Below are 16,303 nucleotides of genomic sequence, written 5' to 3' on the forward strand. Positions count from 1 at the left end.
AGAAGGTGGTAATTTACTTGAATTTGCTGTAACAGATTCCGTTGCTATGCTTTAAGTCCAGTAAGTAGTGCTTCCATTGTGTCGCTTTGCTTACGCAGTTGATCAACGTTTTGTGAAGTCGTGCTTATCATATTGCACACGTTATCTGCTTGAACTCGAATTTCTTCAACGCTTGAGGCGATATTGTCCGCGACTACACCTTGCTCTTCAGCTGCTGTTGCAATTTGAATGCTACTGTCGGAGATAGTTTGATTTTTATCTGCCAAAGAGCCGATTTCGTGATTCACTTCCGTCATGAGGTTTTGTCCCTCATTTGCGTTATTAACTGTCACTTCCATCAGCTTAGTAAGTGACTGACTGTTACGCTGTAACGATTCAATCATCGTTTGGATTTCCACTGTCGCTTGCTGAGTGCGTCCCGCAAGAGCGCGAACCTCATCCGCAACGACCGCAAATCCACGACCTTGTTCTCCAGCACGTGCAGCTTCAATAGCCGCGTTCAGAGCAAGTAGGTTGGTTTGCTCGGAGATCCCATTGATGGTTGTCACGACTTCATCAATTTGTGCTGCATTGGCATCTAACTCGGCAACGGCTTGAGACGCAGATTGAATCTCATTAGAAAGGTTCGAAATCGAGTGAAGCGTATTCTCAACTTTCACTTGTCCAGACTGAGCCACGTTTCGCGCATCATCGGTTTGCGTGCTTGAATCGTGAGCTAGTGTCGCGACTTCTCGAATCGTTGATGCCATCTGTTCAGTTGCACTCGCAAGAGAGTTGAGGTGTTCCTGCTGAGTCGCTGAAATATCTGAACTGTGATGAATCGATTGATTCAGGTCTGAGCTAATTTGTTGCATTAACGCCACAGACTCTTGAATCGACAGCACCATTTGTTGCTCTCGTTCTGCAACTTTGTCTATCGTAATAGCAATTTCACTAAACTCGTCGCGAACAGGGAAGAAGTTCATTCTCGCAGTTAAGTCGCCACCCGCAAGGGTGTTTAATGCTTTGTTCATCGTGAACATCGCGCCGCCAATAAACGTCATGATGTAGTAAACGCCAAGAGCGAGAATAAACAAGCTCACACAGATGATGCTCACTTGAGTCGTTGATAGGGCAGTCCATAAAGAAAGTTCATGGTTCGCAACCAAACTGTACGCACCATTTAAAACAGACACGGATTGCGAACCAGAGCCAATAGAAACGGTTTCTGAACCCGCTATGAGGCTTGCTACTTGAGATTGAGAAAGGTTGCCTGCCTCTATCAGACCTTTCATAAGCATGAGCTCTTCTTGGTACATACTTGAGATCAGTGTATTAGCCGCGCTATTAAGGACGAGAGTGAGAATGACTAAAGCAAGAAGAGGGAGAACGAAGAGCAAATAGAACTTTTCTTGAATCTTTAAGTGAATGAGATACTTATCAATCCAGCGGAATGGAATTTCTTTCATAATTATAATAACCGTGCAAAAACCCACTATCCTTAGTGGGGTGAATAGACGAAAAGAATATATCACTCAGTAAAAAGAAGCGGTACAAAGATGAACGTAAAGTGTGAGAGATTTATAGTAAAAGGTCATGTTCAAGGCGTGGGCTTTCGTTACCATACTTCCCATCAAGGATTGAAGCTAGGGTTAACAGGTTATGCGAAGAACCTAAACAATGGTGATGTTGAAGTGATGGCGTGTGGAACAGACGCGCAAATAGTTGCGTTTTCGGAATGGTTACAAGAAGGACCGCGAACGGCAACAGTAGAGCATGTGATGCAGGAGCCTGCGTCGTATAAGCCGTTACGCGGTTTTAAAATTTTATGAATCTACAAGCATTTAGCTGGCTTTGGTAGGCCGGCTAATTTGGTTGCTTGTTTGGCTGGCCCCTTTTTAAACAGCTTGAATAGATACTTACTGTTACCTTTTTCCGGGCCGTGCGCTTTTTCCATCGCTTTCACAAGCATACGCACTGCAGGGGAGGTATTAAACTCTTCATAAAAGTCTCGCACAAAATGCACAACTTCCAAATGAGCATCCGTAAGCTCGATGTCTTCTTCTTTTGCTAAAAGCTCAATCATACCTTCTTCCCATTGAGTATGATCCAATAAGTAGCCTTGAGCATCCGTTTCAATTTCTTTGCCGTTGTAAACGAACATAACGTTTTATCCGTTAAGTAAACATGGATGTTTATAGATTAGCGACAGCCGAGAATGTTCTCAACAAAAGAATCTCGAAGTAGTGCCGAGCGAAGCAAAAGCGTACAAAATGGTGAGTGTTTTTGACTGAGCTAGGCACTTTGATATAAATGCTCTTTTATTCAAATAAATAGGAAACTATTCAGTTTGTTAGAAATTTTACGGGGTGAGTACCAACGAAATTGCATGGATATCCAGGCTTATTCATTTTTGTTTTGGTTTTTTCTTGGCTACTTGTCTGATTATGGGATTTTATGGGTGAATGAATAGCTGACAACGTTGTGTTTGTTTTCATAGACCGATATTCTCATTGGATTAATGAAAGCCTGTATTCAGGTTAGAAACAACAATGATGACAAGGAGTTAGTCATGTCGAAACAACGTTACATTGAGATTAATGACAATGTAAAATCCACTTGGTCCATCGAGCGTATTTGGCAACTTGCAGAATCCTTACCTGTAGAAGAAATTTCGATTGATGATATCAAAGGCCCAAATGAAGTGACTTGGTTTAGTCATGAAGGGCCACAGCCAACCTGCCGTGAAATTGCAAAACATTGCCAACGAATCAACAATGCTGATTTGTCGTATCCGGTAATCTTAACCAGTGACTATCGTGTTTTTGACGGTATGCACCGAATCGCCAAGCAAATCATGTTAGGAGAGGAAACGATCAAAGTGAGACGCTTTAGAGAAAATCCAGAAGCTGACGAAGTTATCGAGTTGTCAGTAGAGCAGGCGTAATACACTGAATTGCACACAAAGAAAAAGCCCGAAGGAATTACCTTCGGGCTTTTTTATTCTACTTAACGAGAAACGATTAATCGTCGTTCATAATACCTAGAATGCTTAGTAGACTAGTGAACAAGTTAAGGATGTTTAGGTACATCGAAATTGTTGCACTGATGTAGTTTGTCTCTTCGCCACGAACGATACGACTTGTATCGAATAGGATGAAACCAGAGAACACGAGTGCAGAAACACTGCTGATTACTAGGTGAGCCATTGTTGAAGCAACGAAGATGTTAATCAGCGCTGCAACGATCACAATGATCAAACCCGCCATCAGGAAGTTGCGCATGAAAGAGAAATCTTTCTTGCTTGAAATGGTGTAAGCCGATAGGCCAAGGAACACCATACCAGTCAAACCTAGAGCTTGAGCAATGATAGTAGGACCGTTTGGAATTGATGCGTAGTAGTTAAGCATTGGACCTAAAGCACCACCCATTAGAGTCGTGAAAACGAATGTCCAAACGATACCAGATGATGAGTTGATTGCCTTTGGCATAACAAAGAACAAAATACCAATCGCTGCAAGCTGCATCACAATTGCCATGATTGGTGAAATTTGCATTGCCATAGTCGCGACTGCTGCGATAGCACTGGTCATCAGTGTCATCGACAGTAGGAAGTAAGTGTTTTTCAGTACTTTGTTAGTTTCTAGTGTATTAGGAACACTTGTTGAACGAGTAAACATTGGACTGTTCATAATTATCCTCAATAAGGGAGTTTACTATTGGTACATTTATGGGGCTGAAAGTTCAAAAAATCAAGCCCTTTTCATGCATATCCTAGATAAAATGATAATGGAAATAAGATGTTATGTATTTGGCAACTTGTAACACAATATTACTGCCTAGCATAGCTATGTTGATTCTCACACGGATTTTTGAATTTAGTAACAAAAAGCACTGGCTTCATAGAAACCAGTGCTTTTTTATGTCGATTCGGCTAAATCTTAGTGGTGTAAGATTTGCGCTAGGAAGTTTTGGGTCCTATCCGATTGAGGATTCTCAAAGAAGTCGACCGGGTTGTTTTCTTCGATGATCTCTCCTGCGTCCATGAATATCACGCGATCGGCAACCTCTTTAGCAAAGCCCATTTCATGTGTCACACATAGCATAGTCATGCCTTCCTCGGCGAGTTCGACCATTACATCCAGTACTTCGCGAACCATTTCCGGGTCGAGTGCAGATGTTGGCTCATCAAAAAGCATGACTTTAGGGTTCATACACAAAGAGCGAGCAATCGCCACACGTTGTTGCTGGCCACCAGACAGCTGACCGGGATACTTCTCCGCTTGGTCTGGAATTTTTACACGTTCCAGATATTTCATCGCAACTGCTTCTGCCTCATCTTTTGGCATCTTCTTCACCCAGATAGGCGCGAGCGTACAGTTTTCCAGTACGGTTAAATGAGGGAAGAGATTAAAGTGTTGAAAGCACATGCCCACTTCTCGGCGTACTGCTTCAATGTTCTTTAAGTCTTCAGTTAATTCCGTACCAGAGACGTAAATGCTGCCTGCTTGGTGTTCTTCAAGGCGGTTAATACAGCGAATCATCGTTGATTTTCCCGACCCAGATGGGCCACAGATAACGATTTTCTCGCCGCGCTTAACGTCGAGGTTAATATTTTTTAGTACGTGAAACTCACCATACCATTTATTCATGTCCTTCAATTGGATCATGTAATCTTGTTGTTGCGTCATAATACGTCCTTGATCTTGATGAGTTATCGTTTGTGACCGGTATGAAGTTTGTTTTCAAGCCATATCGAATAGCGTGACATGCCAAAACAAAATACCCAAAACACTAACGCGACAAATACATAACTTTCAGTAGCAAAACCTAACCATTCAGGGTCGGTATTTGCTGCTTGTCCTATACCGAGTACGTCAAACATGCCAATGATGAGTACTAAACTGGTGTCTTTAAACAAACCGATAAAGGTGTTCACGATAGAAGGAATAGTAATCTTTAGCGCCTGTGGCAAGATAATAAGCCCAGTCTTTTTCCAGTAACTTAACCCAAGCGCATCAGCGGCTTCATATTGACCTTTCGGAATGGCTTGTAGACCACCGCGTACCACTTCTGCCATGTAAGCGGAGGCAAACATAACCACACCGATAAGGGCGCGAATCAGTTTATCTGTCTCTGAACCTTCAGACATAAACAATGGAAGCATAACCGAAGCCATGAACAAAACCGTAATAAGCGGAACGCCACGCCAAACTTCAATGTAGACGGTACAAATGCTGCGAATGATCGGCATCTCTGAACGTCTACCAAGCGCAAGCACCACACCAATTGGCAGTGAAACTACGATACCAACTAACGCAATAATGAGCGTAACGAGTAATCCACCCCATTTGTGTGTATCGACCACTTCTAGTCCAAAGACACCCCCGTATAACAGCCCAGCGATGATGAATGGATAGATGTTTACGAAGAAAAGCCAAATCCACATCCGTTTCGGTGTCTTCTCATACGCGAGTAAAACGGTAAATATGGCTAATGTGATATAGAAAAGGCGAGGGCGCCATAGTTCGGACTCTGGATAAAAACCATACATGAACTGCTCCCAGCGCACGCTGATAAATACCCAGCAAGCACCATCTCGGCTACAGTCGTCACGCGTTGAGCCAATCCAGTCTGCGTTAATAAACGCCCAATCCACGATATACCATATTGCAGTTACGACAATATACGCAAGAATGACAGTAACAATGGAATTGATAGGGCCATTAAATAGATTTTTCCGCATCCAACCAACGAAGCCTACAGTATTGGCGGGTGGTGGGAGATCCGGTTGAAATTGATGAGTACTCATATTATCTCTCCACCAGCGCGACTTTACGGTTATACAAGTTCATTAATGCAGACGTAATCAGACTTAATGTCAAGTACACGCCCATCGTCATCGCAATGATCTCAATCGCTTGTCCCGTTTGGTTCAGGGTAGTACCAGCAAACACAGAGACAAGATCTGGGTAACCAATCGCCATCGCTAACGATGAGTTTTTGGTGAGGTTGAGATATTGACTGGTTAAAGGTGGAATAATAATTCGTAACGCTTGAGGAATGACAACAAGCTTTAAAGTTTTCGAGCGTGGTAAGCCTAGCGACATCGCTGCTTCGGTTTGACCATGGCTAACCGCATTAATACCAGAGCGCACAATCTCAGCAATGAAAGAAGCTGTATAAACACTCAATGCCAAAAGTAGCGCGGCCAATTCAGGAATAATGCTAATACCACCTCGGAAGTTAAACCCTTTTAGTTCAGGATAATTCAGTGAAATTGGCATACCAGCAAGGAAGTACACAACCAATGGAAGGCCAACAACTAAACCCAAAACTATTCTTCCCATTGGGGTTTGTTGCCCAGTGAGACGTTGCTTATTATTCGCCCATACATTAATTAATAAGCTTGCGATTACCCCGAAGATTAACGCGGCAATAACGTAGCTACTGCCAGGTTCCATAGTCGGTGCAGGGAAATATAAGCCACGAACGTTCAAGAAAATAGCTTCACCAAGACTTAAGCTTTGGCGTGGTGAGGGTAATGCTTGAAGAACAGCGAAATACCAGAAGAATATTTGCAGAAGAAGGGGGATATTTCGGAAAGTTTCGATATAAACTGCCGCTAAACGACTAACTAACCAGTTAGAAGAAAGGCGGGCAACCCCCATGGTAAAGCCAATCACAGTAGCCAGAATAATACCTAATACGGAGACTAACGCCGTATTAAGAAGGCCGATGATAAATGTTCTACCGTAAGAGTACGTTTCATCGTATTCAATTAATGTTAACCCAATACCAAATCCGGCTTCTTGATTCAGAAAACCGAAGCCCGTTGCAATACCACGAGCATCTAAGTTATTGAGAGCGTTGTTTACAATCGTGTAAAAGAAAAATACCAGTGCAGCAATGGCAATGATCTGGAAAATAGCAGAACGAAAGGCAGGATTATAAATCAGGCTCTTGCTTCCGCTTGGTTTGGACATCGTACTTGGCGATGCATCTTGTGTCGGTTTCATACAGCGATAACCTCAAACCTTAGTTATAGATATCGGCCTGTATAAAGAAGTTTCGTCCTTGCTGGCTAAAGAATAACGCTCCCATGTCTGGTGACTTACGAACCTTTAAAGCCGTTCCACCAAGCGAGCGCTTTTCGCCATCCAATGAGCGATCCTTACTCATACAGTGAGATATAATCAAGAAAAAGGGCGGCATGAACCGCCCTGATTAACTCTTTCTATCGGATTGGTGGCGCGTACATAAAGCCGCCTGCATTCCATAGCGCATTAACGCCACGAGAGATTTCTAACGGCGAACCAGTACCGACTGTACGTTCGAAGCTTTCACCATAGTTACCAACTTGTTTGATAACCTGGTAGCCCCAATCGTCGCGGATACCCAACCCTTTGCCTTTAGGGCCATCAACACCAAGGATACGCTTGATGTTTGGATCTGTTGACTTCAGCATTTCATCCGCATTCTTCGAACTAATACCGTATTCTTCAGCGTTAATCATCGCAGACAATGTCCACTTAGCGATGTTAAACCATTGATCATCGCCTTGACGAACGACTGGACCTAGTGGCTCTTTAGAGATGATTTCTGGAAGAACGGCCGCAGAGGACGGATCTTTCAAATTCAAACGTAGTGCATAAAGGCCAGATTGGTCAGTTGTTAATACGTCACAGCGTCCCGCATCAAAACCTTTCGAAGTTTGCGCCGCTGTGTCGAATACCACTGGTTTGTACGCCATGCCTTGGTTGCGGAAATAATCTGCAAGGTTTAGCTCGGTTGTTGTACCTGATTGAACACATACCGACGCACCATCAAGCTCTTTAGCACTTGATATACCAAGCTCCTTCTTCACCATAAAACCTTGACCGTCGTAGTAGTTCACACCTACGAAGTTTAGGCCCAGTGCAGTGTCGCGGTGGAGAGTCCAGGTCGTGTTACGGGAAAGCACATCAATCTCACCAGATTGAAGCGCAGTGAAACGTTCTTTTGCGGTTAGGGGTACATATTTAACTTTCGTTTTATCCCCAAGAACAGCTGCAGCCAGTGCTTGGCAATATTCTACGTCGATACCTTCCCATTCGCCTTTTGAGTTAGGGTTAGAGAAACCAGGTAGACCGGTACTTACGCCACAAGTAAGAAAGCCTTGTTTTGTGACTTTGTCCAGAGTAGTGTCTGCTGCTTGAGCTGATGTTGCCATCATCGCAGTAGAAGCCGCTACGACGGAAGCAAGAACTGTGAGTTTATTTGCCATTTGTATCCTTCCTGTATGATCCATGTTTAATCAGGAGTGACCTGAAATAACGTGTCCAATTCGTTAGAGTTATCGTCCTACGTGATTGATTTTCGAAGAAACGGCATTCGATAGATCAACCAGTTATAAGCGTAGGAAAGGATCTGTTAATTCTCAAATATATAATTTAAATGAAGTTTTGAGAGAACTTACAAAGTGCCTTGAGATTTAGAATGACGAAATGTTAATTGTTTGTAAATAGTGCAATTCATGGACAATTTGGTGCATCAGAACAATCAATAGAAGAGTGAACAATACAAAAGAATAAAAAGTTGTTATTAAAACTGTCATTAGCTGAGCAAGGTGAAGTTCAGTAAAAATTCAAACAAAAATTATTTGTGATACCGAAACAGGGTGATGAGCTTGCCCCATTTTTGGTAGCATGGTCTACAACAGCTAATTAGAGTAATCATGGATTGAAATGCGATATTTTCCTCTGTTCTTAGATTTAATTAATAAACCCGTTCTCGTCGTGGGTGGCGGTGAGGTGGCAAGCCGAAAGGTGGAAGCGTTGCTAAAGGCTGGGGCGGATGTGACTATCGTTTCTCCGACGTTGGTTGATTTTCTGTCTAAGCTTGCTTCTGAGCATCAACTGCGCTGGGTACAACGTTTCTATTCGAGTGACATTGTCACTAAAAACTTTGTTCAAGTGTGGGCGACGACAGACAATCCTGAGCTAAATCACCAAGTGTACAAAGATGCCAAAGAGCTAGGCATCTTGGTTAACGTTGTGGATGATAAGCCTTATTGTGATTTCATCACGCCGTCTATGATTAATCGTGGCCGCATCCAAATCGCTATCTCTAGTGGTGGAGCTTCGCCAGTTTTAATTCGAAACATCCGTGAAAAACTTGAATCGATACTGCCACAAAACATGGGGTTGATGGCGGATTTTGCTAACTCAAAGCGAAACTCAATTAAAGAGGCGCTGCCTAGTGTCGATTTACGCCGCAAGTTTTGGGAGCAATTCTTCTCGAATCCCGAGGTGGAAAACGCGCGAGATAATCGAGAGTTAGAAGCAATTTACCAAGCGACCATGGCAACACCTTTAGATGAAAAGGGAAGTTGTACTTGGGTTCATGTTGGGAAAGATGTTGAGATGTTGCCAATAAAAGCCGTACGCTATATGCAACAAGCGGAGCTGGCTCTGTACTCAACTCGATGTGAAGCGAATGTGTTAGAACTAATACGCAGAGATGCAGAAAGAGAAGCTTTCTCGAGCGCTGCTGAGCTTTCGGATATGCTGGCCAAGGCTAAAGCTGAAAAGCTTCGAATTTGCGTGTTCATACCACAAGGAACGAGCGAATTCGTATTGCTGCAAGGGCAGGACTTGGTTATCTAGCAATGCCAAATGCTAAAAGTGGATACGTAGTTCGTTACACAAAAGCCAATAAAAAACGCCAGCGGATTATGCGCTGGCGTTTTTACTTACTTCTCAGATTGATTAATCACGGAAGTTGTTAAACTGGAATGGGATACCCATCTCTGCTTCACGAATCGCTGCCATTGTCGCTTGCAGGTCGTCGCGTTTCTTACCAGTAACACGTACTTTGTCGCCTTGAATAGAAGCTTGTACTTTTAACTTTGCGTCCTTGATAAGTTTCACTACTTTTTTCGCCGTTGGAGTATCAATACCTTGGCGGAAAAGCAGAGTTTGGTGCCAGTTTTTACCAGTAACGTCTGGGTCTTGTGCATCCATTGCGTTCGCGTCAATGTTACGCTTCGCTAAGTGGCCGCGTAAAATGTCGCGCATTTGCTTAAGTTGGAAGTCACCTTCCGCAGACATTTTTACGTTTTCTTCTACTAGCTCAAAGCTCGCATTTACGTTGCGGAAATCGAAACGAGTAGACAATTCACGGTTAGCATTATCAACGGCGTTACGTAGTTCAACCGTATCGATTTCAGAAACAATATCAAACGATGGCATGAAGATTCCTTGATTATTTTGTTATAGGGACTTTCGGGACTTAACAGCGCTTGCCAGCATATCTAGCATTGTAGCAGTGTCTTCCCAACCTAGGCACGGATCTGTAATAGACTGACCATACGTTAGGTTATTGATGTCAGTCATTGGCTGATTGCCTTCAAGAATAAAGCTTTCGGCCATGATACCCGCAATACGAGTGCTGCCTGACTTAATTTGGTTACAAATGTCTTGAGCTACGTCGATTTGTTTTCTGTGTTGCTTCTGACAGTTTGCATGGCTGAAATCCACAACCAAACGTTGTGGCAATCCAAACTCAGCTAAAGCATCACATGCTTGTTTGACTGATGCTTCATCAAAGTTAGGGCCTTTTTCTCCACCGCGCAGAATAATATGACCGTAAGGGTTGCCACTTGTGCGGTAAACCGTCATTCGACCGTTCTTATCTGGCGAGTAGAAGTAATGCGATGCTTTCGATGCGCGAATTGCATCAATTGCAATTTTTACGTTGCCATTTGTGCCATTTTTGAAACCAACTGGGCAAGATAGTGCCGACGCCATTTCACGGTGAATTTGTGATTCCGTTGTGCGAGCACCAATCGCGCCCCAAGTGATCAAATCCGCGATGTATTGACCAGTGATCATATCAAGAAACTCAGTAGCAGTCGCAAGACCAAGCTTGTTGATATCCAGTAGTAGTTTACGAGCTTTATGAAGACCAGCTTCAAGTGCGTAAGAACCATCTAGGTTAGGGTCCGTAATCAAACCTTTCCAACCAACTACTGTACGAGGCTTTTCAAAGTAAGTACGCATCACGATAAATAGCTCGTCTTTGTACTTGTCTTGGATTTCACTCAGACGAGTGGCGTAATCAATGGCAGCTTCAGTGTCGTGAACAGAACACGGACCTACAATCGCAAGAAGGCGATTGTCTTCACCCGATAAAATGTTTTCAATCTGACGACGAGATTGAGCGATACGGTCTGCAACGTCATCCGTAATAGGATGTACACTACCTAGCTCTGCTGGGGTAGGCATTGGACCCAAAGGTTGGGTTCTCAATTCATCTGTTTTTATAGGCATGTTATAGCTTTATTCTCTATTGCGAAGGGGTAAAGATAACGGAATTACAGGCAGGAATAAACCGTTTCACGGGAATCTTCGCCAGGAAATACCGAATTGTATACAAAGGTGTAGGTATTCATTTAAATGACTTATGTATAAATGACAAAACTTGATCATTAAATCAATATATATATACATTTGAATTTATAACCATTTTCTCTATCTCGCTGTAAGGTAATCTAAGTAACTGCGATAAACTTCATACCTTACGGGTGACGCCGTCACTTCCTGAAGGTTAAATAACTCGTGAGATCGAGCTTTTGTTAACATTTCTTTGACATCTATTTCTTTCGTTGATTAACTGGTCTGACTAGATTGGTAAGGAGACCAAAATGTTATCAGCTCTACGTCGTGCGAATTTGTATCTAAATCTGTTTGGCTTTTCAAAAGTGCCGCTGATTTGGCTTTGCCACCCTAAAATCATTGCGATAGATAGCAAGCATGTTGAGGTTCGTATCCCATTGCGCAGAAGGACGAAGAACCACCTGAATAGCATGTATTTCGGCGCTTTAGCCGTTGGCGCTGATGTTGCTGGTGGTTTTCTTGCTATGAGTAAAGCGCAAGAAAAGGGAGAAGCGATCTCGCTGGCATTTAAAGGGGTGAAAGCCGAGTTTTTAAAGCGCCCGGAAGCCGATGTGCACTTTGTTTGTAACGATGGTCATGTCATTGATGAGATGCTCGAGCACACCTTGGCAACGGGTGAACGAGTAAATCGTGACGTAAAAATTGTCGCGCTGTGTCCTAACTTACATGGTGACGAGCCAATGGCTGAATTCTCGCTTACTCTTTCGATAAAAAAAGCAGCCCAACAAAGAAAAGAGGCTGCCTAGTGGTTTGTGGCTCGTTTGTTTAAAGGCGTTGGCTTAATTGAGTTCAATCTTCTCGATAGAGACGATTTTGGAGCGATTTAAGACCACTTTCCAGCGGTAATAAACAGGCTCATCGGTGTGGTTGTCCTCTTTGACAATCACATTGAGCAAATGACGTTTCTCTACTGACTCTTTGGTTACTTGACCTTCATTTAAACGGTAAACTCGGTTTGAGCTTTTATCCATCAAGCGGATGATAGGGCGTAAACTGATGTTCAATGTTTCTCTCGTTTGTTCGTAACCACTCAAGAAAAGAGAGGTCGCCATTTCGGTTTTCTCGTGATAATGAAGAATCTGCTCTTCACGTTGAACGACGCGTTTTTTACGTATTCTTTGAATCTTATCCGGCAAGCTACTTAAGGTACGATAATCGAGCCACTCCAATTTTTTGCCAACCACTTTTTTCGTCGTTGGATCAACATACTTCTTACGCCATTTTGGCTTGCCTTTACGGATCCATCGCCACATAGCATCGCGTAAATCATCTTTAAAGATTTCTCGTAAAGCGTAAATAAAAGACATCGCGATAATGAATGAGGCAGAAATTTCCCCCAGATAATCGCGAGCGAGAATCACGGTAGAGGTCACGACAACCATAACTAAACCGGTTGCAATGCCTTTGATTGCACGCTTGATGTTGTTACCCATCGATATGGTTTCTTCACGAAGCACGATAGGGTGTTCAATCAATCGCCTTAGCAAGCGCATTTTGTTAGATAAGCGAGTAACGTCTTCAACGACTCTTGATGAGTTGTATTTGTTGAGTTTACGATGGGCTTGCTCTTTCTCACATAGCGTGATCAGACGCTTTTTGATCGTGCCATAGTCGCCTTCACGTGGTAGATGGGCCACCAGTGACAGGAACTTTTGCTCGGTATACCAAGACAGATAGTTATCGATGTTAACGTAGTAGCGTTTTAAGTTCTCTTCATAAGGAATAGAACGCCGCAAGCGCTTTAAGATCTCAAGCGTGAGCTCGATAACTTCGTCCACTTCATCTTCCGTTACGAAGTTGTTCTCATGCTTGTTTAAACTTGCTACCGCTTTGTCTAGCGCGATAACGTATTGGTAAGCGAACAAACTCAAACTTACTCGGTATTGCTGATTCGACAGGCGTCCACGTTTGGCAAGTCGACTGTGTACTAGCGGAAGAAGGATTTCAGTACTGTAATAAGATCGTTGCTGTGTGATTGAGGTGTAATAAAATTCGGATTCACTGATGATATCGGCGTTTAAACCAAGCTCACCAGGTATAAAAAAGTAAATATCTAGGTCGACACTTTTGCTCTTTGCGAGTGCATGACTGATTTTTAATGTTATTGAGTCTTGTTTATCGACGGTGACCAAAGAAAGCTCCTGACTTTGCTAAAGCATTCTTAACTTATGCGTTCCGTTGAGCAGGTAAGTATAAGAGTACTAAAAGAGTGACTGGGGCATATAGCTGAACGACAACAGCATAACAGAGCACTATGCTTTTCTCTCTGATTTTCTTGTTAGTTTAGGTATAATTCCACGTAAATTTAAAAAGAGACAAAATCAATGATTAAAATTGGTCAAATTAACAGCTTAGAAGTCATTAAAAAGGCTGATTTTGGCGTATTTCTGGATGGCGATGATTACGGTTCTGTTCTACTACCTAGTAAGTATGTACCAGAGGGTACTGAAATTGGTGAGCATGTAGACGTATTTCTGTACTTCGATTCAGAAAGCCAACTTGCTGCGACCATTGAAAGACCAATTGCCCAAGTGGGTGAATGGGGTTTAATGAAGATTGAGGGTGTGAATGCGACAGGTGCTTTTGTAAATTGGGGCATCAAAGAAAAGGACTTACTGATTCCTTTTAGTGAGCAACGCACTCGCTTCTCTGCCGGACAAACCATTTTAGTGTATGTTTATACCGACAAGGCGTCAGGTCGCATTGTTGGTACGACTAAGTTCAATAAATGGTTAGATAAAACTCCAGCGAATTATGAAGTTAACGAGCAAGTTGATTTGATCATCGCAGAGCGTAGTCAACTTGGTTATAAAGCTATCGTTAACGGTAAGCATTGGGGCATGATTTTCCCATCGGATGTTTTTGGTAAGCTTTACATCGGTAAAAAGCTGAAAGGCTTTATTAAGCACATTCGTGAAGATGGCAAAATCGACCTTGCTCTACAAAAAGTCGGTGTGGCGAAAATGGACGATCTTTCTAGTAAGATCCTTGACCTGCTAGAGAAGAAAGGCGGATTTTTGCCTTTGAATGACAAGTCGTCTCCTGAAGCGATTTTTGATGCTTTCCGCACAAGTAAAGGGACTTATAAAAAGACCATCGGTGGCTTATACAAGCAGGGTAAAATTGTCATTGAGAAAGACGGTATTCGTCTAGCGTAGTCCTAACTCACGTATAGCGGATCTGCAGCCAAAAAAACGGCCCAAACTTTTCCTTTTTTTGGGCCTAGGGGAAACGGCTCCGCAGAGCCTGCGCTAAACTTGTCCAACAATAATTTTGTTGGTGAACATAGAGAGAAATGCCACATCAAAGCATTACTTTGATACAACTAGTTTAGTACAGCGTGTCCGGATCGCTAGCGAGCCCACTTGCTTTCATACTTACGAATTAAAAAGCCATCGCAAATACGATGGCTTTTCATTTATTTATGGTTCGTTACGTCTTTTAAAATAAGTTCTTATCTCGTACTAATTCGCGAGGAAGACCATTCTTTATTCGGTTGCTTACCCACTTGCCAAGGCCAATAACTGCGCCTTGATAGGTGACAAGTACTTCGCCTTTACCTGTTTTCATTCCCTCAGGAATGGTTTGTGGGCGAACATCACGCCCCATGTACCATTCGCGCGCTTCTTCAATACTGAGTTCAATGGCGTTGCTTTCAGAACCTGTCGCCAGGGCAGTCGCGACTTGGTGTTGCCAACGGTAGCCATTTTTATGGGCTTCCGCGATCTTTATACCCATACGGGAGAAGCGTAATTCGCCGATCATCGCTTCTAAAGCATTAGGGAACAGCCAGACATCTTTATCGCGAAGCCATACAGAACTGTCATTTGGAAGTTTAATACCTAACGCGCTTTGGAGTTGTTGAGCAATTTCTGTCGATTCTTTTTTTGAAGTTTTAGCAAAGGGGAATTTCCCCATGCGCTTTTTGACTTCTGGCGCCTCAACAGCAGCCAGTTTGCGAATTCTTGCAACAAAGAACCCTTCACAGTCGTAGACCTGCGGGAAAATATGCAAAAAGCCTTCTTCAGTTAGAGCTGCCTCTGCGTTTTCAAACAAGTTCTCAAGGCTTTCAAACTCTACAGCATCCCCAAAGGTTTCTTTCAAGTGTTGACAAACTTGTTGGTTTTCTTCTGTACTGAGCGTACATGTTGAGTAAACCATCACACCACCTGGCTTTAATGCATGGAAGGCGCTTTCAATAAGATCTGTCTGCGTGTCAGCGATGTCGAGTACGGAAGCTTGCGTCCAGTTTTTCATCGCATCTTCGTCTTTGCGAACGGTGCCTTCTCCAGAGCAAGGCGCGTCGAGCAAAACCGCATCAAATTGTTCTGGTAGCCAACCGCCAAAAACGCGTCCATCGAAGTTACTTAGTGCGGCGTTACGTACCCCACAACGTTCCACATTAGCGTGCAGTACTTTTACACGACTTGCGGCGTATTCATTGGCCACAAGTACACCTTCGTTGTTCATTAAAGCTGCAATTTGAGTGGTTTTTGAGCCTGGAGCGGCTGCGGTATCTAACACGGCATCGTAAGATTCATCATTCATAAACAGAGCAGATACCGGCATCATCGAACTGGCTTCTTGAATGTAGAATAAGCCAGACATGTGTTCTGCTGTGTTGCCTAATGGTACAACTGACTCATCCGCTTCAATCCAAAAACCTGTGTCACACCAAGGCACAGGAGAAAGCTTCCAGCCTTTTGTTTCTGCTCGTTCTAGAAACGCTTCAACACTGATCTTCAACGTATTAACTCGAATACTTTTGCGCAGTGGCTTTTGGCACGACGCGATAAAGTCTTCCATGTTGAGGTGAGCAGGAAGGATAGTTTGGATTTTTTCCAGAAACGCGTCTGGGATGTAAACATTAGGATGCAATGTGGGAT

17 protein-coding genes are annotated in these 16,303 nt (G+C 43.2%); 5 read left to right on the plus strand and 12 right to left on the minus strand.

The window, feature by feature from the left end:
• Positions 1–44: 44 nt before the first annotated feature.
• Positions 45–1,448: a methyl-accepting chemotaxis protein gene (locus KI742_RS20925; protein ID WP_017821867.1), complete on the minus strand. Its 1,404-nt coding sequence runs from the start codon at positions 1,446–1,448 to the stop codon at positions 45–47.
• A gap of 90 nt (positions 1,449–1,538) precedes the next feature.
• On the opposite strand from KI742_RS20925, the gene yccX reads away from it, so the two are divergent.
• Complete coding sequence (yccX, locus tag KI742_RS20930) at positions 1,539–1,811, plus strand: acylphosphatase (protein ID WP_017634611.1); 273 nt, start codon at positions 1,539–1,541, stop codon at positions 1,809–1,811.
• A gap of 2 nt (positions 1,812–1,813) precedes the next feature.
• On the opposite strand, the gene KI742_RS20935 is transcribed toward yccX, so the two are convergent.
• Positions 1,814–2,143 carry a TusE/DsrC/DsvC family sulfur relay protein gene (locus tag KI742_RS20935; RefSeq protein WP_005377396.1) on the minus strand — a complete coding sequence of 110 codons (330 nt, stop codon included), beginning with the start codon at positions 2,141–2,143 and terminating at the stop codon, positions 1,814–1,816.
• Positions 2,144–2,551: 408 nt separating this feature from the next.
• On the opposite strand from KI742_RS20935, the gene KI742_RS20940 reads away from it, so the two are divergent.
• Complete coding sequence (locus tag KI742_RS20940) at positions 2,552–2,926, plus strand: chromosome partitioning protein ParB (RefSeq protein WP_005377398.1); 375 nt, start codon at positions 2,552–2,554, stop codon at positions 2,924–2,926.
• Positions 2,927–3,002: 76 nt separating this feature from the next.
• Here KI742_RS20940 and KI742_RS20945 read toward each other — a convergent pair whose 3' ends face one another.
• From KI742_RS20945 to KI742_RS20970, 6 genes are all read right to left on the minus strand, one after another.
• A complete protein-coding gene (locus KI742_RS20945) occupies positions 3,003–3,671 on the minus strand; it encodes a Bax inhibitor-1/YccA family protein (RefSeq protein WP_186585018.1) in 669 nt (222 codons plus the stop codon).
• A gap of 249 nt (positions 3,672–3,920) precedes the next feature.
• Positions 3,921–4,670, minus strand: a complete 750-nt coding sequence (locus KI742_RS20950) for an amino acid ABC transporter ATP-binding protein (protein ID WP_005377400.1) — start codon at positions 4,668–4,670, stop codon at positions 3,921–3,923.
• A gap of 23 nt (positions 4,671–4,693) precedes the next feature.
• Positions 4,694–5,791, minus strand: a complete 1,098-nt coding sequence (locus KI742_RS20955; protein ID WP_005389988.1) for an amino acid ABC transporter permease — start codon at positions 5,789–5,791, stop codon at positions 4,694–4,696.
• A 1-nt stretch (position 5,792) separates the two neighbouring features.
• On the minus strand, positions 5,793–6,998 hold the full coding sequence (locus tag KI742_RS20960; protein WP_005377402.1) for an amino acid ABC transporter permease: 1,206 nt from the start codon (positions 6,996–6,998) through the stop codon (positions 5,793–5,795).
• 19 nt (positions 6,999–7,017) lie between these two features.
• On the minus strand, positions 7,018–7,143 hold the full coding sequence (locus tag KI742_RS20965; protein WP_277987590.1) for a hypothetical protein: 126 nt from the start codon (positions 7,141–7,143) through the stop codon (positions 7,018–7,020).
• Positions 7,144–7,216: 73 nt separating this feature from the next.
• On the minus strand, positions 7,217–8,245 hold the full coding sequence (locus KI742_RS20970) for an amino acid ABC transporter substrate-binding protein (RefSeq protein ID WP_005377403.1): 1,029 nt from the start codon (positions 8,243–8,245) through the stop codon (positions 7,217–7,219).
• Positions 8,246–8,705: 460 nt separating this feature from the next.
• On the opposite strand from KI742_RS20970, the gene KI742_RS20975 reads away from it, so the two are divergent.
• A complete protein-coding gene (locus KI742_RS20975) occupies positions 8,706–9,626 on the plus strand; it encodes a bifunctional precorrin-2 dehydrogenase/sirohydrochlorin ferrochelatase (RefSeq protein WP_005377406.1) in 921 nt (306 codons plus the stop codon).
• A 102-nt stretch (positions 9,627–9,728) separates the two neighbouring features.
• Here the strand turns inward: KI742_RS20975 and KI742_RS20980 are convergent, their stop codons facing one another.
• Together KI742_RS20980 and KI742_RS20985 are read right to left on the minus strand one after the other, a co-directional pair.
• Complete coding sequence (locus KI742_RS20980; RefSeq protein WP_005377415.1) at positions 9,729–10,211, minus strand: YajQ family cyclic di-GMP-binding protein; 483 nt, start codon at positions 10,209–10,211, stop codon at positions 9,729–9,731.
• A gap of 21 nt (positions 10,212–10,232) precedes the next feature.
• Positions 10,233–11,291, minus strand: a complete 1,059-nt coding sequence (locus KI742_RS20985) for a 3-deoxy-7-phosphoheptulonate synthase (RefSeq protein WP_005377417.1) — start codon at positions 11,289–11,291, stop codon at positions 10,233–10,235.
• Between the two features lie 374 nt (positions 11,292–11,665).
• On the opposite strand from KI742_RS20985, the gene KI742_RS20990 reads away from it, so the two are divergent.
• A complete protein-coding gene (locus KI742_RS20990; protein WP_005377418.1) occupies positions 11,666–12,163 on the plus strand; it encodes a DUF4442 domain-containing protein in 498 nt (165 codons plus the stop codon).
• Positions 12,164–12,196: 33 nt separating this feature from the next.
• Here KI742_RS20990 and KI742_RS20995 read toward each other — a convergent pair whose 3' ends face one another.
• The gene (locus KI742_RS20995; protein WP_213912428.1) at positions 12,197–13,549 is read right to left on the minus strand and encodes a hypothetical protein; all 1,353 of its coding nucleotides are present in this window, start codon (positions 13,547–13,549) and stop codon (positions 12,197–12,199) included.
• 192 nt (positions 13,550–13,741) lie between these two features.
• Between KI742_RS20995 and KI742_RS21000 the strand changes: the two genes are divergently transcribed.
• Positions 13,742–14,575, plus strand: coding sequence for a S1 RNA-binding domain-containing protein (locus KI742_RS21000; protein ID WP_017633794.1), 834 nt, complete (start codon positions 13,742–13,744; stop codon positions 14,573–14,575).
• A 283-nt stretch (positions 14,576–14,858) separates the two neighbouring features.
• Here the strand turns inward: KI742_RS21000 and rsmF are convergent, their stop codons facing one another.
• Positions 14,859–16,295 (minus strand): 16S rRNA (cytosine(1407)-C(5))-methyltransferase RsmF, encoded by a 1,437-nt coding sequence (gene rsmF, locus KI742_RS21005; RefSeq protein ID WP_285386229.1) that lies wholly within the window; start codon positions 16,293–16,295, stop codon positions 14,859–14,861.
• Between the last annotated feature and the right edge of the window lie 8 nt (positions 16,296–16,303).

Origin of the sequence: Vibrio sp. D417a, from assembly GCF_030248595.1 — a bacterium.
GTDB classification, from domain to species: domain Bacteria; phylum Pseudomonadota; class Gammaproteobacteria; order Enterobacterales; family Vibrionaceae; genus Vibrio; species Vibrio alginolyticus.